Here is a 22,213-nt window from a genome sequence, read left to right on the forward strand (position 1 = left end):
AACCGCGGCCTGGTGATCCTCCGCTTGTTTTCCCATGGAATTTGCTGCCTCCGAACCACGTGACCGAGCCTTGGCCAAGTCATGGTAACGGAAACAATCGCGAACCGCTCATAACCTCAGGTCATGACCTGATACACCTGCATGATAATGGGCTTTAAGGCTCCGCCTGGTCCTTCGCTGCGCAAAGCCGCAAGATGGGTGGAGCCTTCCGAGACAAACGCAGTGATTGCTTTCCCGGCTCCGCCCGGCGGTTTCCCGACCGACTGCCGGTGCTACCTCCATCACGGCCTGCCGGTCGAACCTCGATGGGCTAGTAACCGCCAATATCGCCGCGAACTGGGCCTATGCCCTGCGGCTGTGCATAGGTCGTGTTGTCCGATCCGCTCGTCGCGCATCCCGAGAGTGTCATGAAGACGATTGCTGCTGCGGCCAAAATGTTTTTCAGAGGCACGGCGTTCTCCGATCATGGCAGGCTGCCCAGGCCTCGAGGGCCACGCCGAGGACTTTCCTTTAAATCACCTAGAATGGCAAGCACGCCGGTCAACGGGCGGTAAGTAGCGTCGCTGCCGTCGGGGAAGCAATGAAACCCGGCAAGATCGGCATTGGCGGCGGCACGAAGACGCTGGCGCCGCCGCGGATCGCACGCGAGAAACAGGTCGCCTGTTCTTGGAGGGGGAGCGGGAGCGCCATCTCGTAATGCGCTCCTGTCCGCGTCTATGACATGAAGCACATGGACGTATCCAAACCCGCGTCGCTGCGCGAGGTCGTCGGAAACGCCACGTTGCCCACCGCGTTATCCTCGAAGGGCCGCTTCAATCAACGCGACCTCGATCTTCTGCATCTTCATCATCGCGTCGAAGGCTCGTTTTGCTTCGGTCCCACCAGCTCTCATGGCATCCATCAAAACGCGCGGCGTGATCTGCCACGAGATTCCCCAACGGTCCTTGCACCACCCGCATTCGCTTTCCTGTCCACCATTTCCAACGATGGCGTTCCAATATCGGTCGGTTTCCTCCTGGTTTTCGGTCGAAATCTGGAATGAGAAAGCTTCATTGTGCTTGAAGGTTGGACCGCCGTTCAATCCCACGCACGAGACACCGGCAACCGTGAATTCGACAACCAAGACATTGCCGACTTTTCCGTCCGGATAATCGCCGGGCGTACGAATTATGGTTCCGACGGCGCTGTCGGGGAAGGTCCGCGCATAAAAGTTCGCGGCTCCCTCGGCATCCTTGTCGAACCAGAGGCAGATCGTGTTCTTGGCCATTTCAGTCCCTTTCATTATTGAACGTATGGGGTTTAGCGGTCGTCCTGACTGAAAGACGGATGGGCTATCGAGGTGCCGACATCATCCCCAAAATTTAAATGTTGATCGGCGATGGCGGCGATCTCGACCGCTTTTCGCAAGTCGCGTTGGTGGTCGAGAAGGAAAGGGAAGTTGTGGCATTGCGGCTTGCTGAGACCGGCGCCCCGCGCACAGCTATCCAGCGAGCCGTTAGTTCGGAGCGAGCGTATTCGGTCTTATCAGTTCGACGACACGGCTTGCCAAGATCGTGGAATTCGCGATCGACAGCATCGACGTCAGCGTCCGGGTGGACTCGCCTGATCTTGTGATGCTCCATGCTCTGACCGGCCCCTGAACACCGTTTGCCGCTAAATGCCGGAGCGCGTGGCGGCTATGCCTGTCTTGTTCGAGGACCGCCTGGTACGAATCTTGCGCGCGGGCGTCACCAGTGATGGTGGTGCATCGGCGAGTGCCTCGCGGGCAGCCGAGGTCAAGGTTGTGGCAACGAAATCTGCCTCCCCAAGCGCGGGCGGTTGCCTTTCCTTCTGGTCTTCCACCCAAAGGACCGCGCCGACGCGAATGGCTGGGTATATGCGCTTGAACCGACGAACAAGGATGGTGGCGTGCCTTGTCGAGTCCTCATTGAGGAAGCAAACTACGATGGCGTTCGATTGTTTCGGAACGAGGCTCATGGCGCGGCGATTGGGGATGTCGGAATGCCTCACTGCGACCACCTCGGCTCCCTGTACCTGAAGTATCTGGGCAAGCATCGCAGCCGACGCGTCGTCGAGTGGGCCCCTGCCTCCGACGCAAAAGACGGTCTTGCCCCGTCCGTCAGGTAGTTCGCTTTCATCCCCATTCCCTTCCTTGGGGGGGCTGGGCCGACCTGCCGCTTCCTTCTGTTCCTCTTCCTCTTCCTCTTCCTGCTCTTCTTCCTGCGCGATTTCCGCGAGGTTCGAGACCAGCGTGATGGCGGTCTCGAACACCTGTTCCATCTGCTCCGCGGTCAAGACGCCTCGACGCCTATCCTTCTCCGCAAGTAGAAGGGCGGGAATGGCAACCTTGCCATAGTAATCCTCCAGATAGTCCTCCTCGAGGAATTCCTCAGCGTAATCGGTCGCCTCATCGGGATCGCCGGCAAGAAGCCGCTGGTACAGCCGCTCCTTGGGATCGAGCACCGGGTCACTACCGAAAACGACCTCAAGGAACTCGAACTGCGGGACATATCGGCCCAACACTGCGAGACACACGGTCAGCGGCGTGGACAGCACAAGACCGACTGGTCCCCACAGCCATGCCCAAAAAATCGCCGCGACGATGATTGCCAGCGGAGAGAGGCCGGTACGTGAACCATAGAGCCAGGGCTCGATGACGTTGTTGCTGGTCAATTCCAGCACAAGGAAGAGGGCCCCAACCCAGAGAACAAGGCTCCAGCCAGGGTCAACTGCAAAGGCCAGGAACAGCGGCAGAACCGTCGCGATCACAGGCCCGATATAAGGGACAAATCGAAGGACGATGGCTAGCATCCCCCAGAGCGCTGGATTTGGGATGCCAACTGCCCACAGTCCGAGCGCCAATGGGACACCGTAGGCGCAGTTCACCACCAGCTGCATAAGAAGATACCGCGCGACGCGGCTACCTGCCTCCTGGATGGCTTCTGTTGTGCGATGCAGATCGCCATAGCCAACGAGCCGGATAAAGCGATCGCGAAGCTCTTCCCGCTCTAAAAGCATGAATATTACGACGACGATGATCAAGCCCAATGAGGAGATGGGGCCAAGCAGAGGACCAATCAGGCTAGTCAGCGTTTCAATTGGTCTACTCGGCGCGAATATCTCAACGAGCACGGGCTCCCTTGGTCTTGATGCGGTACCTGGAGCACCTGGGCGCTGCTCAGCGTTGCTGAGCTCACGACCGACGCTCTCAACGACTGATGTGAGGCGCCGCACAATACCGCTATCCGTTCCACTTTCCTGGAGAGACCGAATTTTTGCTATGATGTTGCCTTGGTAGGCCGGAAGGTTCTGGGCGACTTCGGCGACGTGTCCCGCTACGACAAGCCCGAACAGGACGAGAACAAGAAAAGCGGTTACGACGGTGACGATTACCGCCGGAATACGCGGCATCCCAAGCTTTCGAAGACGAGAGGAGATGGGAGCCAACGCGAACGTCAACAGGATTGCGATTGCTAGAGGAAGAAGTACTTCCTTGCCGAAATACAGAATGGCAATAACAGCGAGTACACTCGCGAAAGCAGGCATGCGTGAAGGGGCGGATGGCGAGGTCGAATAGACGCGGCGGGGACCGAGGTCATTTTCCAATTCCGCCTCCGTGATCTTGGCGTCGCTCGAAGACATCGATGTGTCGGTCGCTCTCACCAAGACTTTGGAAATTAGGGCGCAGATCGGCCTCGGCAATGGTGTGATGGACCTCCCTCGACGGGCTTTTAAGGCATACGCTCCGAAAAACACACCCGCCGTCGTTAGGGCTATGTTGCAGATCGCACCTTGCTGCAGGCCAGTTCCTTCAGCCACTCGTGCTGTTGCGTAAGCTTCTACCGCTGCAGGCAATGGGCGCAGCACCAATCCTGCAATCCCGCTCCGAGCCATTGGGACCTTTTACGGTAGAACGCTCGGCATCGCCCGGCTATAAGGTTCAAGCCACGTTGGCCTTTTAGCGGTAACCGATGCCAAATCCTCCCGAATCCTCCGGCGAATGCCTTGGCAACTCCAGCACGGGTCGCATTCAGCCAGCAGATCAGCGACGCAAGCGGCCGCCCCGGATTCGCCAGGAGTCACCCAAGGCGACTCGATGCTGCAGAGTTGATAGCCGCGCATCTGGTGCTCGAAGCTTCCTCAGATCGCGCGTTGTCGCATAGTACATCGACTTTCGGATCGGGCTAGGCGTCGCCTGGAACAACGAGGACCCGCGCGCCGCGCGCGATGGTCGATATCGCACGGTCACAGGGACAACCGGGTAGGCGAGGCGAGGCGGGATCAGGGCTCGCCACGGGTGCACCCCAAGCGGAACGGCTTGCCGGGGGCAGTCGGTCCCGGGTTCCGCTCGTTCCCGAGCGGCGCTCCGCTAACCCTCCTGCGGCTGCCCTTTTAACCGGTCAAGCCGTGCGCGAACTGGCGCCGGCGCGAAAGCGCCTTTGCCTGGTATGCTCATTGTTTGGAAGAGGCGCGCCTGCCGTGGCCGGCACGGCTGCGCGTTAAGCTTGGGCATGCTGCCGCGGCTGCCCGCCACGATGCTGTTACGGATTTTTGGCGCCACGTGGCCGATCGCGAGCCATTCGCTCGGTCGCCGGACAAGTGTTTTCGGACCAACAACGATTGACCGTCACCGGCGCGGCTTTGAAAAGGACCGCAGACTGGCCGCGGTCTGCCGTGAGCGCGAGCATTTCGTGTATGCTTGGAAAAGATCTCGATTAACCGTATGGCTCGATTAGTATCGGCGAGGGAAACGGACGCTGGACCACGTACAACCGCTGCGATATCCAGTTCAGCAGCATCTTTTGGTAAACAACCACTAAAGGTTTCGCGTGGGCTTTGAAGCATTGAACAGGCTCTGGGAGGGCGTTCGGGAATCCAGCCACGACTTTCGTGCCTCGACCGACATCTTCCCTTCGCTCGATATTGACAAGACCAGTTCCACGCTCGATCTGCGGGCAAAGGGTGCCGAGAACGGCAAGCTCAATCGGCCCGCGCCAAGCGCCGCGTCGCCGGACGAGGTCGAGCAGAGGATAGTCGCCCGGATCGAGGAGGAGAAGGCCGCCTCCTATCAGGTCCTCGAGGATCAATTTCAGACCTTCGAGGGTCGCCTGCGCAATCTCGACTTCGAAGGGCAGTTTGGATTGATCCGGCAAGCCAACGCGTCGAGCGTATCCGACTTCAAGGCCGAGGTGGCAAGTGGCGTCGACGAGTTGCATGGGCTGCGCCGCGATCTGAAGGCCGCCGAAGACGAGATGTCATCCTTCAAGGCGAAACACAATCTCGATCGCGCCGCGAAGGTTTCGACCGCCGCCGCGCAGGCGTTCAAGATCGCCCTGATCGTTTTTCTCGTGCTCTTCGAGATGATCATGAATGGAAGCTTTCTCGCGAAGGGAAGCGAGCAGGGGATCGTCGGCGGCGTGACGGAGGCGATCGCGTTCGCCGTCCTCAACATCGGATCGGCTCTACTGTTGTCGGCCTATTGCGTTCGCTTCCTGGTCCATCGATCCCTGTTTTTCAAGCTGCTCGGGTTCTGTGGGCTGGTCGCCTATATCTGTATCGCCCTGGGAATCAATCTTGCCCTGGCCCATTATCGGGAGGTGTCATCGACCGTTCTTTCCGGAGCCGGCGCGCAAGTCATATCGCGGCTCGGAAACGCGCCGCTGGATCTTGCCGAACTGAATTCCTGGATGCTCTTTGCCGTCGGGCTGCTTTTTTCGATCCTGGCCTTCATCGACGGCTGCTATCTGACGGATCCCTATCCGGGTTTTGCCGGGGTGAGGAAGCGGTTGGACAGCGCGCGTGCGAACTACATCGACCGGAAGCTCGAGCTCATCGACAATCTCCGTGACATACGAGACGATCACAACGCGAAGATCGAGGAGATCGTGCGCGATCTCAGCGGGCGGCGCCAGGAATGCGCGGCCGTCATCGCTCACCGGACGCGGACTGTGGGACTGTTTGCAGAGCATCAGAGTAATCTCGAGCGCGCCGCGAACGCACTGCTGACGATCTATCGTGACGCGAACCGCGCGGCACGGACGGAACCCGAGCCCGGCTATTTTTCTCAACCCTACAAGCTCGAGCGCCTGACACCGGTGCTGCGCACCAGCGAGGAATGGGATGACGCGGTCTTGAGCGGCCGAATTCAGGCGGCTCAGGCGGAACTGTCGGAGCAGATTCGCAAGATCGGTGCCGAGTTCGAAGCCGCTGTCGAAAATTATCACAAGCTGGACAGCATATTCCCGGAGGCCGGCCTTGGCGCGATCCAGCAGGCGTAGCCGTAGGCGGAGTGGCAATTCCGCCGGGCTGATTGTCGGCGCCATTGCCCTTGGCTTGGTGTCTGTCGCCATTATCGGTGCGTTTGGGTGGCTCAAATACAGGGCAAGCAGCACCGTGGCGGTCGATAAGGCCTCCCTTTGCCCGGTCACCGGCGCGACGTCCGAAACCGCCATCCTGCTTGATGTCACCGATCCCATTTCCGACACGACGGCGCTTGATCTCAAGAACCAATTTCAGCAAATCGTGGGCAGGGTTCCAGTCGGCGGTGCCATCGATATCTATTCGCTGACCGAGAAGGAAGGCGAGCCGGAGCGTACGTTCCACGCCTGCAATCCGGGCAGCGGCGACCTCGCCGATGAATGGACCAGCAATCCGCGACTGATCCAGGAGCATTGGGAAAAGGGCTTTCAAAAACCCCTGGAAGACATAGCTGGCAGGCTGGCGTCCGGCAAGGCAGGCGATGCCTCGCCGATCATGGCCGGAATCCAGCGGATCAACCTCGACGTCTTCTCGAACCTCCCCGCCGGAACGCCCAAGGCCCTGTTCGTCGCCTCCGACATGATCGAACACACGCCGGCGTTTTCGAACTACCGCGACGGCGTCGCCTATTCGAAATTTCAGAAAAGCGAGGCGCGTGATAAGTTCAGAACATCTCTCGACGGGGTGTCGGTGAAGATCCTCGCGTTTCAGCGTCCAAACCTGAAATTCTCCGCCGAGGAACTGGCTGAATTCTGGAAAGAGTGGATCACGAACAATAACGGCTACTTCGACGGTTTCATTCGTCTGGAAGGAAAACGCTGATGGCCTCGAGAGAGGTGACAAAGTCTGCGATTCGCGACTACGGGCCGCTGGTGCTGTTCGCTCTCACGACGATCGGCGGCATGGTGTTCATCTGGACGGCCAAGCTCTGGGGATGGTCGACGGCGGTCGTCACCGTCGTCCCGTTGCTGCTGATGGCAACCTACTTTCTCGCTTCGCTATTATTGGCGGGTTTCCGGCTGCATAACGAGCAGGCGGGCGACAATCTCTACTACATGGGCTTTCTGTTCACGCTCTCGAGCCTCGGTGTGTCGCTCTATCTGTTTGCCGGTGAGACTTCCATCGACACGATCGTGCGAAACTTCGGTATCGCGGTGACGTCGACGATCGCCGGGGTGACGCTGCGGATCCTGTTCAACCAGATGCGCCGCGACCCGTTGGATATCGAGCGCAGTGCCAGGCACGAACTTGCCGAGATGACCAGGCGCGTCAGAACCGAGCTCGATTCCTCCGCCCGGGAGTTTTCGAACTACCGCAGGGTCAGCAACCAGATGCTGTCGGAAGGGTTCGACGAGATTGCCCGCCAGGCCGAGAAGAACGGCGAAGATATTCGCAAGGCGATCGAATCCCTGTCGAAAGAGGCGATCAAGCCCATTCAGGAGGCGGCGCAGCAGCTTTCGGCCATTATCGAATCCCACAACAAGACCATCAACGACAGCAACAACAACGCGGCGGCGAAGTTGACCGAAACGACCGGTCAGCTTTCGACGATCATCGACAGGTTCGGCGGCGCGGTGGAAAGCGTCGGCACACGGCTTGGCGAGATACGTGCCCCGGAAGATGTCATCAAGATCGAGCTCACGCCGGTCATCGAGTCCATCAGGGAGATGACCGAGGCCCATTTGAAGCGCATGGAGGCGGATACGGAGCGAGGGCGTTCCCATATCGAGCAGACCAAGGAAGCGCTCCAGCCGTTGCAGACCCTTGAAGCAAAGCTCGACCGGATCGCCAACGCTCTTGAGAAACCCCCGATGGCATTGCCGCCTGAAGCAGGCCCGAGCCGGAGCGCTTACCCGGAGCGTCCTCAGCCGGCCGTTGCGACCGGGATTTTGGTCTCCGAGGAAACTGCAATCGACTTGGCCAACGTTGAAGCTTCAGCAGCCAAACCCGTCGAAGTCGACGATAAGCCACGGCCTGCATCAGCGATCGAGCGTAAGAGGTGGTTCAATTGGCAGCGCACATAGCCGAGACCCCGAAACTCGAGCATAAGGGCTACAATCGCGGCCTCATTCTGGGCTTGACCATGGCCGAATCCATGCTGCTGCTCGTCTTTTGTCTCCTGCTGGTGGCGGCCGCGCTCGTGACCGCCGAAAGGAAAAAGCGATATGAGGCCGAGCGAGCGCTGCAGGTCACCGAGCAAAAGCTCGCGGAGCTCAAGAAGGACAATTTCGACGCGACTGCCCGGGTGGTTGAACTTCAGGCCAGGCTCGGAGCCGGCAATCTCTCACCCGTCGATCGGGAGAAGTTCGAGAAGGAATGGCGGGAACTGATTTCGGCACGCCAGGCCGTTGACCGCTTGCAGAAAAGCGGGGTCGAGATGTCGGAGCTCGAAAAACTGGCAGCGCTGCGGAAAGTCCTGAACGACAACGGCATAAAGCTTGACGCCGCTCCCACGGAGATCAAAAGGCTTGTCACCGCCAATGCGGCGGCGAAAAGCCCGCACGAGTGGCCGCCCATCATCAATCTCAGCGAAGCTGGCGGCTATTATTTCAGGTCGGGCAGCGCCGAGCTGACCAGCGAATTTCAGCAGAAACTGGGCACGTCCATTTCCGACCAGATCGCAGACAACCTTTCTCGCTATCAGGTCGACGTCATCGAGGTCATCGGCCATACCGACGAGCAGCCGCTGGCCCGGACGAGTTCCAATCTCGACAAAACCTTCATCGATGTCCTGGACAGCAAATTGCCGATCACCGCCCTTGAGCCGGCCGACAACGCCGGACTGGGATTGGCACGGGCGATGGCCGTCGCCAACATCCTCAAGGCGAACCCAAAACTGAGCCAAGCAACGGTGCTTCCAATGTCGGCGGCGCAATTGATACTTCCGGGCGATACCGTTACCGCGGGGCAGGCAGGAAATGTCGAGGCCAGACGACGCATCGAAATCAGGATCCGGAGACGGGCTCAGTCCCTGTCTCCGTGATCAATGGCCCCATCGCGGCGCCCGCCATCCGGCTTTGAGCGCCTGGGCTTCGTCACAAAACCAGCGCTCGCCTTTCTTTATATCGACCTTGGTGCGGTCGTACCACGGAGACCATGGCGCGTGGTAGATATGGCCGTTCTCGGTGATGTTGCCTTTGATCGGGCAGCCCTTCGGCGCTTGCTGCTCGGCGACGTGCCATCTCTCGGCGCGATAATCCCATGCGGGGATCGTGAAAGCCTGCCAAATGCCAAGGTGCTCGCCGCGGGCCTTATCCTCGAGTGCGACGTAGTCGGTGGAGTATTTTCGGAATGCCCAAGCGTTGCCCGACGCGACCATTTCGGCATTGATCTCACGCTGTCCGACACGACATACACCCAGCTGTCGTTGATAGATGTCCACGCCGCGATCATCGCAGACGACGTCTCCCGATGCCACCAGTGCTTCCAACGCCGCGATGGCGACCTTGCCGCAGGGCCAATCTCCTCCGGAGAAGGACGCGCATTTCTGTCCGGCCTCGGGTGCGTCGATTCCCTCGAGCCGAACCGTGATTTGGTCAAGAAGGATCGTGTCCCCGTCTATGACCCGCACCGTTTCCGCTGTCGATTCCCGTGCGAATACCCCGATCGTGAATGTGATGATGACGGTCATCCAGCCCGTGTGTCTGAACTTCCTGTTCGCCAATAAGGAGTTGCCTTCTCTGTTCTTCAAAAACGCGACGCGAGGCGCCCGCTTCCAAATTCGCACGCAAAACCTCGAGGCCGGCTTAACGCGGGTTTGCCTTGCTGGGAAGATCAGGAATTTTCCAAGCGTGGCGGATCACCACGCAATGCGAGACCGTTGCACATCTCGCTTCAACTCGCGGCGGGTCAACGCGAGAACAGGCTCGCCAACCGAGGAAGCCCGTGAAGCCCGCTCGTCGCACTGTCCTTGAGCGCGATTTTTCAGATCCCCGACCCGTCGAGGTTCCGGTCATCGTCGCCCTCCCAGGGTGGGGGTATCGACGTGCGACCAAGGTTGGCCGAAGGCATTGGCATCCAACACTTCAGTTCCGGATCGGCATATTCGATGATCTGCCCCGGCGAGGAGTCGGACGCGCGCCAGCCTTCTCCCGCGAACTGATCGCCATTCGACCAGTACGCGAGGTCGACCTCCGCCGGCCCCTGCTCGGATGGCCGGATCGTGACCAGGATACGACTACCGTCTTTCGGTGCGCTTGCCATATGGCGCCAACGCTCTGCCTCATCCATCGTTTTTTCTCCTGCCTCGCTACAGAAGAATGTCACCTCCCCATCGAAAACGGTCAACTGAAACTTTGCCGAAGCGATCCATTGACCTGAATGGAAACAGCGGCCGATCCCGTTGCCGAAACGGGCAACGCTGCGGCCGGAGCAAGGTGATATCGCTGGAGCGTTCGGCGACGCAGGCTTAGAGAACGCACCGGAATGTGGCGTTCACGCTCACCGTTGTCGCGGCGACATTGAGCCTCATTCCACGGACAAACTGCTGTCGCGCTTCACCATCGTCGCGGCATCCCTGCATCAGATGCCGCTCGCGCGCGTTGACGACACGTCGTCAGCCCCACGGATGCGAGTGTGGCCGGTTTGAGCTGACGACGTCGGCACGCGTCGAAACCGGGACCAGCCGATGACCGCGGCGGCCCTTTCTTCCGAGGCGAGCGCCAACGCTCGCGGCACCAGTCGCCTTAACCGCGCTTAGCCAAAGAACGCGCGCAGCTGAGCGAAAAAGCCACTTGGTCGGGTACCCGCCATCTTTCGCAAACGGCGAGCCACGACTGCAGCGCTGACGCGTTCACCGAAATGGCAGAAGCACACGAGATCATGCAATTGCTCGTCGCTGAGTTCGAAGAACCGTTTGGCTTCTCCATAGCTGTCATTTTCCATTCCTGCCGCCCGCAGAATGGGATCAGCGAACGCGACGGAGATGGGCGTGCCGTCATCGCGCAGAGCAAGCCGATCTGAAATCGGCTGATATTCGGTTTCGTGAAGTGTCTTGAGAAACGGTCTGGGGCTGCGTTCGAGACTTTCGGCCCACCGTTCAAGCCGTTCGCACCGCGTGATTTCAAGGCGCTTGCAGGTCGGGCTGACCGTTGCGATGGTTTTCAACTGATCTAATGCGTACTGTTCCATTTCGGCCTCCTATCTCCGGAAAAATAGATGGTCCGCCTCCCGAAAACAGCGTCGCTCAGGTCGCGGCCGATGTCCAATCACGATTGAAAACGGGCATCTCGTTGACGTTTCCGTAATCACTGGAGGTGCCTTTGCTTGCGGAGCGGCTCTTTTCCCATAGGGTTTCTGCGCCATGTCATGCCAAGGCAACCAGACAGGTTCGGTATGGACGATATTTTCGAACAGCTTCTGCACCTTTCTGGACAAACCGAGACGCTCATTGCCGTCTACGATGGTCATGACCGGCTGCAATACGCCAACAGCGCCTTTCGTTCGGTCTATTTCATCGAGCCCGATGAAGCTCCACTCTGGCCTGATCTCATGCGGCGCAATTTCGAACTCGGGCGAGGCACGGTCATTCGGACGGGCAATTTCAACGAGTGGCTGCGCTCGACACAGTCGCGCCGCGGCAAGATCGGCTATCGCGCGTTCGAGACGGATCTGTGCGACGGCCGATGGTTCTGGATGACCGAAGGGTCCAGAAGAGCGGATGGATGTTGTGCCTTGCAAGCGACATCACCAGTTTGCGAGCGCATGGCAGGATTGTCCGGCAAGATGGCGATCAGGCGATCAAGGCGTCCTACACCGACGAACTCACCGGTGTCGCCAATCGCCGCTTTGTGATGGCACGCGTCGACGACATGCTGACGGCCGCTCGGCACGGAAACAACGGATGTCTTGCCGTATTCGACATCGACAATTTCAAACGCATCAACGATCGGCTTGGTCACCAGGCAGGGGATGTCGTTCTGCGCGATTTCGCTCATCGCATTCATCAGATTGTTCGTCGCAACGATTGCTTTGGGCGGGTCGGCGGAGAAGAGTTCGTTCTCGTGATGCCGGCAACCGGGCCGGAAGACGCCATCGACATGGTCGAGCGCATGCTGACGGTGATCCGCTTCTCCCGGCCTCTGCCTGAATCACCCGACTTCAGCTACACCTGCTCTGCCGGTATCGCCGCTTGTGCCCCGTCAGACGGCGCTTCGGACCTTTATCGACGCGCCGATCAAGCGCTCTACGCTGCCAAGTTGAGCGGACGGGACAGGGTGCGCGCAGCGTAGGGACATGGGCTACGCTTGAAGCTCATCGGGCTGCCGTTCTCAAAGCAGGCACTTTCGTCTTGCACATCAGTCGCCCGCCGGGGCAACGGCGATCGTCCGGCCGGCCGGGCAAGCCATCGCCGCTGCGAGCATCTGCGACGTGAGCGATGTGACGCCGCCTCGCGGATCCGCCATGTCCGCCTCTGTCTAAACCTCCCCTGCGATTGCGGGCGATCGCGTCCTGCCCCGGCTTTTGGTCCTGCCAGGCTCGCGCCGCCGGCAACGGCCTTGCCGTCCTCCACTTCGTTGCGGCCCTGCGGGTGCAGGCAGCGCTTGCTGCCCGGCTTTCGGACCGCCGTAGCAGGTCGCGATGGCCGCGACCTCGAAACGGAGGTTCCAACATGAGCAGGCAGCAATCCAATCAACGATCCGATATCTACAGCCGCATCACCAACACGATCATCGCCGATCTCGAGCAGGGCGTGCGGCCATGGACCAAACCCTGGACGACGGGACATTCGGCAAGTGAGGTCAGCCGGCCGCTGCGCCACAACGGCCAACCCTATTCCGGGATCAACGTCCTGCTGCTGTGGTCGCAAGCCATCGCCCGCGGCTTTGCCTCATCACGCTGGATGACCTTTCGCCAGGCAATCGAGCTCGGCGGCGCCGTCCGCAAGGGCGAAACCGGCACGACCGTGGTCTTTGCCAGTTCGTTCATCCGCACCGAGACGACCGAGACGGGCACCGAGATCGAACAGGATGTTCCATTCCTCAAAGCCTACACGGTGTTCAACACCGATCAGATCGCCGGTCTTAACGGCCGCTTTGACGACGTCGCATCTTTCCAGGATCCGCTGAGCCGCATCGGCGATGCCGGCCGCTTCTTTGCCAATACCGGCGCGCTGATCCGCCACGGTGGATCGGCTGCCTATTATGCAGCTCAGCGTGATTACATCCAGATGCCATGCCTGGATGCCTTTAGGGACGATGCCTCCTATGTCGCCGTCCTCAGCCACGAGATCACGCACTGGACCGCCGCACCGCGACGGCTGGATCGCGATCTCAGCCGCTACGCAAAGGACAGAAGCGAACGTGCGCGCGAGGAGCTCATCGCCGAACTCGGCAGCGCGTTTCTCTGCGCCGATCTCGGCATCGTCCCAGAGCTCGAACCACGCCCCGACCACGCACGCTATCTCGATGGCTGGCTGAAGGTTCTCCACCACGACAAGCGCGCCATCTTCTCGGCGGCAGCACATGCGCAGCGCGCCGTCGACTATCTGCATTCCTTGCAGCCGGAGCTCGATGAGGAGGAGGCGGCGTAAGCCGTCTCTTCCTTCACTCGGCCGTCTTTTCCTTCACTCAGGCATGAGAGACGCGGATGCCGATCACTGCAGCGGAAGGTAGCCTCGGGAGCGCTTCCTGCGCAAAAGGGTGAGCAGGAGATCGACTGCTTTTACCTCGCTATCGAAGACATGGATCTTCTGCTGCCCGCGACTGCCGATCCGTCCCCAGCTGCGCACCAGCGATGTCCCGCCGAAGAGGTTCGGCTCGATCGACAGCGCGTAATAACGAGCCATGTTCTTCGATGGATCGATGTGTTCGATGTAGAGACGATAGGGCTGGACTGTCATGCCGGCAGAATCGCAAAGACCAGGCGGCGGCGTCCAACGACATTTGTGAATCGATGAGGCCCGATCGATTCATCGGGGTGATGTGAACCGCCTGGCTCATCGCTCCTGCCTTATCTCTCCTGGCTCATCTCGCCTGGTTGGCAAACAATCCGACGAATTCCGGATCGGCATAATAGCGCAGCTTGGTGGCCGCGATCGGCCGCTGGCCGGCGATGAACAGAAGCTCACTACTTGCCGGCAGATACGCACTTCGTCGGGCGTCAGCAGCGGGCGCCGACATGCTGCTCGGCAAAGGAGAGGCCGGTCGTTCCGACACAAGGGCGCGTGCCGCCATGTTGAACACCGCGGCCTCCTGGCCAAGCAATTGGACACCAGACGGCCACCCGTTGAGGCTAAGGCAGACATGACGATGATCTCTAAACATATCGTTTGGTCGAATATGATCCGTAAACAGATCAATAGCCTTGACAATAGTGACAGAAGATATCTATACATATCAGCGCAAGGTCGAATGAAACGCGCAGGTATCATTATGAGCCCAGATTCAGCGGCTTTGCTCGAAATCGGGCAGTTATTGAAGAAGGCACGACAGGCCTCGGCAATGACCCAGGAACAGGTCGCCGATTTGGCAGGCATTTCGCGTCCTCGTTATCGCGACATCGAGACGGGGGTCGCCGCGGCTCGCGCGACAACTTTGATGAATGTTGCCCGCGCGCTCGGCCTAGAAATGATGATGATCCCCCAAGCAATGGTTCCCGCGGTCGAGGCCTTGCTGCGCCCACATGACGACGATGATCTCCCGGCTTTCATCTCCCGCCCCGACGATAACGATCATGGCTAAGATATTTCAGGCTGCCAATGCCATTCCTTCGCTTGAGGTGCTGCTGAACGATCTGAAGGTCGGCACACTTGTCAGGACGCCTGGAGATTTCAGTGCGTTCAGCTTCGACGAAGCTTATCGCGCGACGGGTGGGTTCCCAGTCCTTGGCCTGTCATTCCGGGCGGCGACGGGAGGGTTGCGCAAGGATCCCAAGCCAATTGCCGGCGCCTTGCCGGCGTTCTTCGCCAATCTTCTTCCTGAAGACAAATTGCGCGAGGCGATGGAAAAGCACCACGCAGGTCATGTGCGCGCGGGCAACGATTTTGATCTGCTGGCCGCGCTCGGTCAGGACCTGCCAGGCGCTGTCCGCGTTGTACCGAGCGGTGGCACGACGGCGGTGATCGAGGACGCGTCGAGAGGCAAGCCGAAAGCCCGGTTTTCACTCGCAGGTGTGCAGATGAAACTCTCGGTGATGAAAAACACTGGCAGGGGTGGTGGTCTAACCTTGCCGATGGGTGACGAGCAGGGCCATTACATCGCCAAGTTTCCTTCGACATCGTTTCCTGGTGTTTCTGAAAACGAGTACGCCAACCTTGCATTGGCTGCCGCGATCGGCATGGAAGTGCCAGAACGCGAGCTTGTCGAGAAGTCCGATTTCGAAGGGATCCCCGAGGAGTTCGACACGCTGTCGGACGGAAAGGTACTCCTAGTCAAACGCTTCGATCGGGGCGCCGGCGCCGAACGCATCCATATCGAAGATTTCGCCCAGGTCTTCGGCATTTATCCCTCGCGCAAATACGAGGCCGCAGCATACCACGATATAGCCTCCGCCCTCGGTGTCGCCATCTCGCCGACGGCCGCCCTCGAGTTCGTACGCCGTCTGGCCCTGACGGTCATAACCGGCAATGGCGACATGCACCTCAAAAACTGGTCGCTGATCTATCGTGGCAATGGCGACAAGCCGGAGCTCGCGCCGATCTACGATGTCCTGTCGACCGTGCCCTACATTCCCGCCGACGCCATGGCGCTGTCACTCGGCGGCGAGCGCTCCTTCAAGGCGCTCATCGCGCAGCGATGGAAGATCTTCGCCAACCGCGCGAGGCTGCCGGAGCCGGCTGTGCTCAAGGCGGTCGTCGATACCGTTGAACGCGTTAACAAGCATTGGTGGAGTCTTCCGGAACGGGCCGTCGTCCCGGAAAAAGTGCTCGAGCGGATCGATGAGCACGTGAAGGTGATGACGCCCGTACTCAGCAGTTGCGCCAAGCAATAAGGCTGGAATCAGAAGCACGCTGTGATGACGGATCTTCCGCTGCCGCGACTGCGTCCAAGGCGCGCGCAGATCGGTTCATCGGGGTGATGTGAACCGCCTGGTTCATCTCTCCTGCCTGGCAAACAATCCGACGAATTCCGGATCGGAATAATAGCGCAACTTTGTCGCAACGATCGGCCGCTGACCGGCGATGAACAGCAGCTCGGTCTCGGCATGCATGTTGCGGACTTCGTCGGGCGTCAGCAGCGGGCGGCCGACATGCTGCTCGGCAAAGGAGAGGCCGCTCTTTTCCGAATCGAGTGCGCGTGCGGCCGTGTTGAACACCACGGTCTCCTGGCCAAGCAGATCGGATACCAGACGGGCGCTGTCGTGATCGTTGACGCCGAACACTTGCAGCACACCGGCGTTGGACAGAAACGTGCCGGCACGCTGGCCATAGGTGGCGCGCAGCTGATGAATGTCCTGGATGATCGGCCAGAGTTGCACACCGTAACCTGCCATCAATCCCATGGCCCGTTCGATCGGCGCCAGATGACCAAGGGCGGCAAACTCGTCGAGCAGATAGAGAACCGGCGGCGTGGATGGATGCGGCGAGGGTGCGGTTCGCGCCATCTCGGTCAGGCTCTGGGCCACCAGCAAACGCAGCCACCGCGAATAGGCCGCAAGCCTGTCCGGCGGCAAGACCAGGAACACGGTCGCCTTGTCTGCCTTGAGGTCGCCGAACCGAAAATCCGATCGTGACAACACCTCGGTCATGCGCGGACTGTCGAGGAAATGCGTATGTCGCTGGGCTGCCGACACCACGCCGCTGGCTTCACGATCCGACTTGCCGAGATGGCGGTTGGCGGCCCGCGCGATCAGTCCGTTCACGGCGTCGCTTGCCTGCATCTCGCCCAGCACGGCACGGAAGGCTTCCGGCGCCAGCGTCAGCAAATGCCTGAGCGTCGTCAGCGTGCGTCTGTCGTCTGGCTGGCTGGCGAGCACATACAGCAGCAATCCAGCGATCAGCGCTTTGGCTTCTTCGTTCCAATGGGCGTCCCCCGAAAGACCGGGTTCGTCGAACACCAGCGCATCGGCCAAGGTGGAGACATCTTCGGCAACATCGATGCCGGCTGGATTAAAACCGTCCATCGGATTGAAGGCTGCCGAAGGTCTGCCGGTGATGCCGAACGGATCGAGGATATGAACCGGTCCGAACTTCTCTCGTGCATCACTTGCGATCTTCGCATTCTCGCCTTTCGGATCGATGCAGATAATCGAGCGGTCGGCGGTCAGAAGGTTCGGGATGATGGTGCCGACACCCTTGCCGCTGCGCGTCGGCGCCATGGTGAGCAGGTGAGCTGGTCCGTCATATCGCAGCAAGCCTCCGGAACCGGGTGCGCGGCCGATCAGCAGGCCACTGCCGGCTTTGGCGAGCGGCGCAATCTCTCTTCGGCCGGCAAAGCGCGCCGACCCATGCGTGTCGTCGCTGACAGTTCCGAAATGGGTGATCAACGGTACCGACAACAATCGAATGAGCAGCACGATGGCAAAGGCCATCACCACCCAATCGCCTATATGCCAGATGACGTCACCCCTGTGGCCGCCGAGGGGCACGCGTCTGAGGTAGTCGATCCCGAAGTTGACGGTGAACACGACAAACAAATAGCCGGCCGCGCCCATGACAAACGACTTGGCATATCGCAGCGGAAACGTGATCAGGGCGACGATCGCCCAGAGCGGATCGCGGGCCGCCATGCGCATCATGTTTGCGAAGGCAGTTTTGATCTGGTTGGCATTGATCATGATGCCGCACTCCCACTGCCGACATTGCCGAGCGACGGGTCGTGCGGCCGTGGTTCGAGCAGATCGTCGAACAGGTCCCGATCGCCATCTCGCGTGAGGAACTTTGGCAGTTCCGATCTGAGCCAGGCTGCCAGTCCTCCGCCGATGTGAACATCGCGATCATTCTCCAGCCGATGCAGCACCAGTGCGCCGATCAGCACCTTGCGGCGCGTATCGATGGCACGCTCCTGCTTGCCGAGCCGGATCTGCAATGTCTTGCGCTGGGCCTCGAGCTGCGCCAGCCGTTCGCCGATGGTTTTGCGCGCCATGATGATCTTCTCCCTTGTTCCTGTTCAGCCATTGGCCGCGGCAATGAACGGATGGTCAGAGCCGCCGGCGTGCCTGGATCGAAGTTGTCTCGAAGAGCGGCGCTTCGAAACCCGCAAATCTGCGAGTGGAAGCAACCGGGTGAACGGCTTACGAGGTCGTGGGGAGATTGCCGCGTGCTCCCACCAGTGCCCGAAGGAGCAAAGCGACGAAGGCACAAGGGCGCACTTACGAGTTGCGGGGCAACTCAAAGCGCGGGCCGGCGGCCCGCTAACATAGGGGACAAGCGATGGCGATCTATCATCTCAGCATGAAGCCGATCGCCCGCAGCGGTGGCCGCAGTGCGGTTGCGTCGGCCGCCTATCGCGCCGCCGTGAGACTGACCAACGAGCGTGATGGGCTGACCCATGATTTTAGCAACAGGAAAGGTGTCGAGCATGCCGAGATCGTCTTGCCGGCTCGTTCTTCTGCCTATTGGGCGATGAAGCGATCCGCCTTGTGGAATGCCGCCGAGCGTGCCGAGAAGCGAAGTGACGCCCGGATTGCCCGGGAATTCGAAATCGCCCTGCCGCACGAACTGACGCCGGATCAACGCCTGGTGCTGACGCGGGCGTTTGCGCTGCATCTGGCCAATCGTTATGGCGCTGCCGTCGACTTCGCGATCCATCGGCCGGGCGAGGGAAGCGACATCAGAAACAGCCACGCGCATCTGATGATGACGACGCGCCAGGTGACGGAAGCCGGTCTTGGCGACAAGACGCTGCTCGAGCGGGAAAACAGATGGCTTCTCGCCAATCACCTGCCGCCATCGCAACTGCAGCTGAAGGATCTCAGACAGGCCTGGGAGCATCTTGCCAACACTCACCTTGAGAGGGCCGGCCTCGATATCCGTATCGACAACCGTTCGCATCTGGAAGCCGGGATCACGATCGAGCCGACCGAACATGTCGGTGTCCATGCCACTCAGATCGATCGCCAGGGTGGGGCAGTCTCGCGCGTCCGCATCTCACCGCAATCGGCCGAGCGAAATGCCGAGACCATCCGGAGGCGCCCGGATGAAATCCTGAAGCTGATTACCAACGAGAAGAGCGTCTTCAACCGCTATGACATTGCCAGGGCTTTGCATCGCTATATCAACGACGATCCGCAGACCTTCCAGAATGCTTTTGCCGCGGTCATGGCGTCGAAGGCACTGGTCCAACTTAAGCCCGACAGTTCAAGCCTTCGGGGTCGCGATGGCGAGGCACGCTATTCGACGGTAGAGATGGTGGCGATCGAGGGCGTGATCGCCAGCAATGTCATGGCGATGAAGGCGCGCCAAAACCACGGTGTCTTCAAGCGGCATGTGGATGCCGCGATTGCCGAACAGGACAGATCGATCCAGGCGGGAAATCCTTCACCGCGGCAGGGGCTGTCGGCTGAACAGCGCCAGGCGATCGAGCATGTCACGGGTCCCGGTCAGATCACTGTCGTGATCGGCTTTGCCGGTGCCGGCAAGAGCACGATGCTGGCGGCTGCCCGCCAGGCCTGGGAAGCGCAAGGTTATCGTGTTCATGGCGCGGCATTGGCCGGCAAGGCCGCCGAGGGACTGGAGCAATCGTCCGGGATCGCGAGCCGCACATTGGCGTCGTGGGAATACAGCTGGCAGGCTGATCGCGGTCGGCTGAATGCTCGTGACGTCTTCGTCATCGATGAGGGCGGAATGGTCGGCAGTCGTCAGCTCGCCCGCTTCGTCGACGAGGTCAAACGGGCCGGCGCCAAGCTCGTCCTGGTCGGCGATCATGAACAGCTTCAGGCGATCGGAGCGGGCGCGCCGTTCCGGGCGATCGCCGAAGCCGTCGGCCATGCGCAGCTTTCGGAAGTGCGCCGGCAAAAAGCCGATTGGCAAAAGCAGGCCTCGATCGACTTCGCATCTCACCGGACCGCAGCCGGATTGACGGCCTACGAGGCACGGGGAAGCGTTCATCTGAAGACGGATCGCGCGGAAACGCTGAAGGCGATCATTGCCGATTACGTCGCTGACCGATCGGCCAATCCCAACGACACGCGCATTGCGATGGCCCATCGACGGATAGATGTGGCTGCCATCAATGCCGGCATTCGCGCTCAGTTGCAGGAAAGCGGTGAGCTCGCAAAGGGCAGCAACAACCCGTCTGGTGATAAGGGTGAGGAACTCGCCTACCAGACCCACAATGGGAAGCGATCCTTTACGCGCGGCGATCGCATCGTCTTCCTGGAGAACGATCGCGACCTCGCCGTCAAGAATGGCATGTTGGGCGAGGTGATCGCCGTCGCGCCGGACGCAATACAGGTTCGGCTTGACGGCAAGGCGCAGACGCAAGATGGGCAACGCCAGGTGACCGTACCGGTCAATCGTTACCAATCCTTTGACCACGGCTACGCAACGACGATCCACAAGACGCAAGGCGCTACCGTCGACCGGAGTTTTGTTCTGGCGTCGACGACGATGGACCGGCATCTGACCTATGTGGCGATGACCCGTCATCGCGAGGAGGTGCAGCTCTATGCGGGGCTGGATGCGTTCAAGACGGTGCGCTCCCTGACGGAGGCACTGAGCCGGTCAGGCGTGAAGGAGACGACGCTCGACTATACGCATGACTTTGCCAATCGCCGCGGCATGGAGGATCGCCGGGGGCAGGGCGAGAGTGAGGTCGTATCTCACGAAATCAGCACAGGGGCACAGCGCATCCCGGACACGGCGGTTCCCAAGCCAATGCAAGAACCACGGCCGCCGACTCCGCTCGCAGCCCGCACCATCGCCGATGGCGGCTCTTCGCACCAGGATCCCAGTGACGATGAACGTGACCATGAACGCCGCGTCCTCGTTGCGGCCGTGAAGACCTATGCGATGAGCGTGGAAGAGGTTGGACGATCAAAGGCGATGCCGGCATTCGAACGAGATTGGGACGCGGCAAAGCAGCTTGCACCGCAGGTGTTCAAGGACGCGCCAGCGGCCATGGATGTGTTGCGCGGTCGCATCCTCGATGAGAACGCAGATCCGGTCGCGCTCGCCAATCAACTCAGCACTTTGCCGGAGACGATCGGTGCGCTGGCCGGCAAGACCGGCCTGTTCGGAGACAACGCCGGACGCAAACACGCGCTTTCCCGGATCGATGCGCTGGCCTCGCATGTTCGCCAATCCGCCAAGACCTGGCAGCGTCGCCTTGCGGCCGAATGCGGCTCGGAGCGCTGGAAGCGGGAAAAGCAGGACGTGGTCGAAGTTCTGGGCCCGAGCCGCCGGAGCGAGGCGCTGCTGCGCCAGCTCGACGATCTCGCCCATGCCGACAAGGGAAAGTTCGTCGAACGACTGGCGGCGACACCGGAGGGGCGCCGAGCGCTTGCCGAGGCGAAGGACATCATTACTGCGATCGAAACGCGCTTCGGTCGCGCCGATCCCTCAGATCTCGCGGATCAGCTGAAGCGAATGGGGCCAGATCAGGCTGGGGACATCGAGCGGATCAGCCAGGTTGCTCGCCTTGCCGACCGCAGTCATCGTGCGGAACTCACGCAGCAGATGGAGTTGCAGCGATCACTGAAGCGCGGCAAGTCCTTGGGGCTTGGGATGTAGACGTCTTAGCTCGGCCCACAAGCGAGGCTCCGAATTGTAGCTCGCCTTCCGTTGACGCGATCTCGCCGAGGATCATGGTCGCGATCGTCGATTTTCTCGAGCCGGATTCTCCGACGATCGAAAGGCGTGGGCATGAAAATTCAAATTGGCCGCCTTTAGACTTTAAATTAGACGGAATGTGGAACGAGAATGTTTGGATAAAAATCGATCCTACAGTGAGGCGCGTCAGCGGTTCAGCTCCAATCAAGGCGCCCGGTTTCCCAGCCACCTCTTCAAATTTCCGCCGCTGGACCACACGGTTGCTTATGAGCGGTGCTGGCTTGCCGGCCGCTGTCGTTGGGTGAT

17 protein-coding genes and 3 pseudogenes are annotated in these 22,213 nt (G+C 60.3%); 9 read left to right on the forward strand and 11 right to left on the reverse strand.

Going from position 1 to position 22,213, the window contains the following annotated elements; genetic code table 11:
* Window positions 1–310 precede the first annotated feature (310 nt).
* The 3 genes from OLZ32_RS27355 to OLZ32_RS27365 all read right to left on the reverse strand — a co-directional run bounded on the left by OLZ32_RS27355 (window position 311) and on the right by OLZ32_RS27365 (window position 3,642).
* Window positions 311–451 carry a hypothetical protein gene (locus tag OLZ32_RS27355; protein WP_221961205.1) on the reverse strand — a complete coding sequence of 47 codons (141 nt, stop codon included), beginning with the start codon at window positions 449–451 and terminating at the stop codon, window positions 311–313.
* A 342-nt stretch (window positions 452–793) separates the two neighbouring features.
* Window positions 794–1,267, reverse strand: coding sequence for a VOC family protein (locus OLZ32_RS27360; protein ID WP_264423735.1), 474 nt, complete (start codon window positions 1,265–1,267; stop codon window positions 794–796).
* A 386-nt stretch (window positions 1,268–1,653) separates the two neighbouring features.
* Window positions 1,654–3,642, reverse strand: coding sequence for an AI-2E family transporter (locus OLZ32_RS27365; protein ID WP_264423737.1), 1,989 nt, complete (start codon window positions 3,640–3,642; stop codon window positions 1,654–1,656).
* A 1,187-nt stretch (window positions 3,643–4,829) separates the two neighbouring features.
* On the opposite strand from OLZ32_RS27365, the gene OLZ32_RS27375 reads away from it, so the two are divergent.
* The 4 genes from OLZ32_RS27375 to OLZ32_RS27390 are packed head-to-tail and all read left to right on the forward strand — an operon-like array spanning window position 4,830 to window position 9,241.
* On the forward strand, window positions 4,830–6,278 hold the full coding sequence (locus OLZ32_RS27375) for a hypothetical protein (RefSeq protein ID WP_264423739.1): 1,449 nt from the start codon (window positions 4,830–4,832) through the stop codon (window positions 6,276–6,278).
* Entirely contained in the window at window positions 6,256–7,080 is an 825-nt protein-coding gene (locus OLZ32_RS27380) for a hypothetical protein (protein WP_264423741.1), read from the forward strand. Before OLZ32_RS27375 ends, OLZ32_RS27380 begins: the two co-directional genes overlap by 23 nt.
* On the forward strand, window positions 7,080–8,282 hold the full coding sequence (locus OLZ32_RS27385) for a hypothetical protein (RefSeq protein ID WP_264423743.1): 1,203 nt from the start codon (window positions 7,080–7,082) through the stop codon (window positions 8,280–8,282). Before OLZ32_RS27380 ends, OLZ32_RS27385 begins: the two co-directional genes overlap by 1 nt.
* Entirely contained in the window at window positions 8,267–9,241 is a 975-nt protein-coding gene (locus OLZ32_RS27390; RefSeq protein ID WP_028741734.1) for an OmpA family protein, read from the forward strand. Before OLZ32_RS27385 ends, OLZ32_RS27390 begins: the two co-directional genes overlap by 16 nt.
* Here the strand turns inward: OLZ32_RS27390 and OLZ32_RS27395 are convergent, their stop codons facing one another.
* The 3 genes from OLZ32_RS27395 to OLZ32_RS27405 form a co-directional block, all read right to left on the reverse strand.
* Complete coding sequence (locus OLZ32_RS27395; RefSeq protein WP_264423746.1) at window positions 9,242–9,985, reverse strand: thermonuclease family protein; 744 nt, start codon at window positions 9,983–9,985, stop codon at window positions 9,242–9,244.
* 197 nt (window positions 9,986–10,182) lie between these two features.
* Complete coding sequence (locus tag OLZ32_RS27400) at window positions 10,183–10,488, reverse strand: hypothetical protein (protein ID WP_264423748.1); 306 nt, start codon at window positions 10,486–10,488, stop codon at window positions 10,183–10,185.
* A 465-nt stretch (window positions 10,489–10,953) separates the two neighbouring features.
* Entirely contained in the window at window positions 10,954–11,388 is a 435-nt protein-coding gene (locus OLZ32_RS27405) for a hypothetical protein (RefSeq protein WP_003548856.1), read from the reverse strand.
* Between the two features lie 204 nt (window positions 11,389–11,592).
* Here OLZ32_RS27405 and OLZ32_RS27410 point away from each other — a divergent pair.
* Together OLZ32_RS27410 and OLZ32_RS27415 are read left to right on the forward strand one after the other, a co-directional pair.
* Window positions 11,593–12,488 (forward strand): annotated as a pseudogene (locus OLZ32_RS27410) (GGDEF domain-containing protein).
* Window positions 12,489–12,868: 380 nt separating this feature from the next.
* Window positions 12,869–13,789: an ArdC family protein gene (locus tag OLZ32_RS27415; protein WP_264423751.1), complete on the forward strand. Its 921-nt coding sequence runs from the start codon at window positions 12,869–12,871 to the stop codon at window positions 13,787–13,789.
* 63 nt (window positions 13,790–13,852) lie between these two features.
* Here the strand turns inward: OLZ32_RS27415 and OLZ32_RS27420 are convergent, their stop codons facing one another.
* Together OLZ32_RS27420 and OLZ32_RS27425 are read right to left on the reverse strand one after the other, a co-directional pair.
* Window positions 13,853–14,098 carry a WGR domain-containing protein gene (locus OLZ32_RS27420; protein ID WP_264423753.1) on the reverse strand — a complete coding sequence of 82 codons (246 nt, stop codon included), beginning with the start codon at window positions 14,096–14,098 and terminating at the stop codon, window positions 13,853–13,855.
* A 124-nt stretch (window positions 14,099–14,222) separates the two neighbouring features.
* Window positions 14,223–14,462: pseudogene (locus OLZ32_RS27425) on the reverse strand (type IV secretory system conjugative DNA transfer family protein); the annotation flags it as partial.
* Window positions 14,463–14,630: 168 nt separating this feature from the next.
* On the opposite strand from OLZ32_RS27425, the gene OLZ32_RS27430 reads away from it, so the two are divergent.
* Both OLZ32_RS27430 and OLZ32_RS27435 read left to right on the forward strand, forming a co-directional pair.
* Window positions 14,631–14,939 (forward strand): helix-turn-helix domain-containing protein, encoded by a 309-nt coding sequence (locus OLZ32_RS27430; protein ID WP_026160331.1) that lies wholly within the window; start codon window positions 14,631–14,633, stop codon window positions 14,937–14,939.
* The gene (locus OLZ32_RS27435; RefSeq protein WP_264423785.1) at window positions 14,932–16,188 is read left to right on the forward strand and encodes a type II toxin-antitoxin system HipA family toxin; all 1,257 of its coding nucleotides are present in this window, start codon (window positions 14,932–14,934) and stop codon (window positions 16,186–16,188) included. Before OLZ32_RS27430 ends, OLZ32_RS27435 begins: the two co-directional genes overlap by 8 nt.
* A gap of 102 nt (window positions 16,189–16,290) precedes the next feature.
* Here OLZ32_RS27435 and OLZ32_RS27440 read toward each other — a convergent pair whose 3' ends face one another.
* Entirely contained in the window at window positions 16,291–17,973 is a 1,683-nt protein-coding gene (locus OLZ32_RS27440) for a type IV secretory system conjugative DNA transfer family protein (protein WP_264423755.1), read from the reverse strand.
* A complete protein-coding gene (locus OLZ32_RS27445) occupies window positions 17,970–18,281 on the reverse strand; it encodes a mobilization protein (protein WP_264423758.1) in 312 nt (103 codons plus the stop codon). Before OLZ32_RS27445 ends, OLZ32_RS27440 begins: the two co-directional genes overlap by 4 nt.
* A gap of 287 nt (window positions 18,282–18,568) precedes the next feature.
* Between OLZ32_RS27445 and traA the strand changes: the two genes are divergently transcribed.
* The gene (traA, locus tag OLZ32_RS27450; RefSeq protein WP_264423760.1) at window positions 18,569–21,868 is read left to right on the forward strand and encodes a Ti-type conjugative transfer relaxase TraA; all 3,300 of its coding nucleotides are present in this window, start codon (window positions 18,569–18,571) and stop codon (window positions 21,866–21,868) included.
* Here the strand turns inward: traA and OLZ32_RS27455 are convergent.
* Window positions 21,855–21,992 (reverse strand): annotated as a pseudogene (locus OLZ32_RS27455) (ABC transporter ATP-binding protein); the annotation flags it as partial. The gene traA and the pseudogene OLZ32_RS27455 overlap by 14 nt on opposite strands.
* Between the last annotated feature and the right edge of the window lie 221 nt (window positions 21,993–22,213).

Origin of the sequence: Rhizobium acaciae, from assembly GCF_025941625.1 — a bacterium.
Lineage (GTDB): Bacteria > Pseudomonadota > Alphaproteobacteria > Rhizobiales > Rhizobiaceae > Rhizobium > Rhizobium acaciae.

Excerpts from the sequence above, each read along its gene's own strand:
- OLZ32_RS27400 (WP_264423748.1), bottom strand. The coding sequence starts at position 10,488 with ATGGATGAGGCAGAGCGTTGGCGCCATATGGCAAGCGCACCGAAAGAC.
- OLZ32_RS27430 (WP_026160331.1), top strand. The coding sequence starts at position 14,631 with ATGAGCCCAGATTCAGCGGCTTTGCTCGAAATCGGGCAGTTATTGAAG.
- OLZ32_RS27415 (WP_264423751.1), top strand. The coding sequence starts at position 12,869 with ATGAGCAGGCAGCAATCCAATCAACGATCCGATATCTACAGCCGCATC.
- OLZ32_RS27440 (WP_264423755.1), bottom strand. The coding sequence starts at position 17,973 with ATGATCAATGCCAACCAGATCAAAACTGCCTTCGCAAACATGATGCGC.
- OLZ32_RS27360 (WP_264423735.1), bottom strand. The coding sequence starts at position 1,267 with ATGGCCAAGAACACGATCTGCCTCTGGTTCGACAAGGATGCCGAGGGA.
- OLZ32_RS27435 (WP_264423785.1), top strand. The coding sequence starts at position 14,932 with ATGGCTAAGATATTTCAGGCTGCCAATGCCATTCCTTCGCTTGAGGTG.
- OLZ32_RS27365 (WP_264423737.1), bottom strand. The coding sequence starts at position 3,642 with ATGTCTTCGAGCGACGCCAAGATCACGGAGGCGGAATTGGAAAATGAC.
- OLZ32_RS27420 (WP_264423753.1), bottom strand. The coding sequence starts at position 14,098 with ATGACAGTCCAGCCCTATCGTCTCTACATCGAACACATCGATCCATCG.
- traA (WP_264423760.1), top strand. The coding sequence starts at position 18,569 with ATGGCGATCTATCATCTCAGCATGAAGCCGATCGCCCGCAGCGGTGGC.
- OLZ32_RS27385 (WP_264423743.1), top strand. The coding sequence starts at position 7,080 with ATGGCCTCGAGAGAGGTGACAAAGTCTGCGATTCGCGACTACGGGCCG.
- OLZ32_RS27445 (WP_264423758.1), bottom strand. The coding sequence starts at position 18,281 with ATGGCGCGCAAAACCATCGGCGAACGGCTGGCGCAGCTCGAGGCCCAG.
- OLZ32_RS27405 (WP_003548856.1), bottom strand. The coding sequence starts at position 11,388 with ATGGAACAGTACGCATTAGATCAGTTGAAAACCATCGCAACGGTCAGC.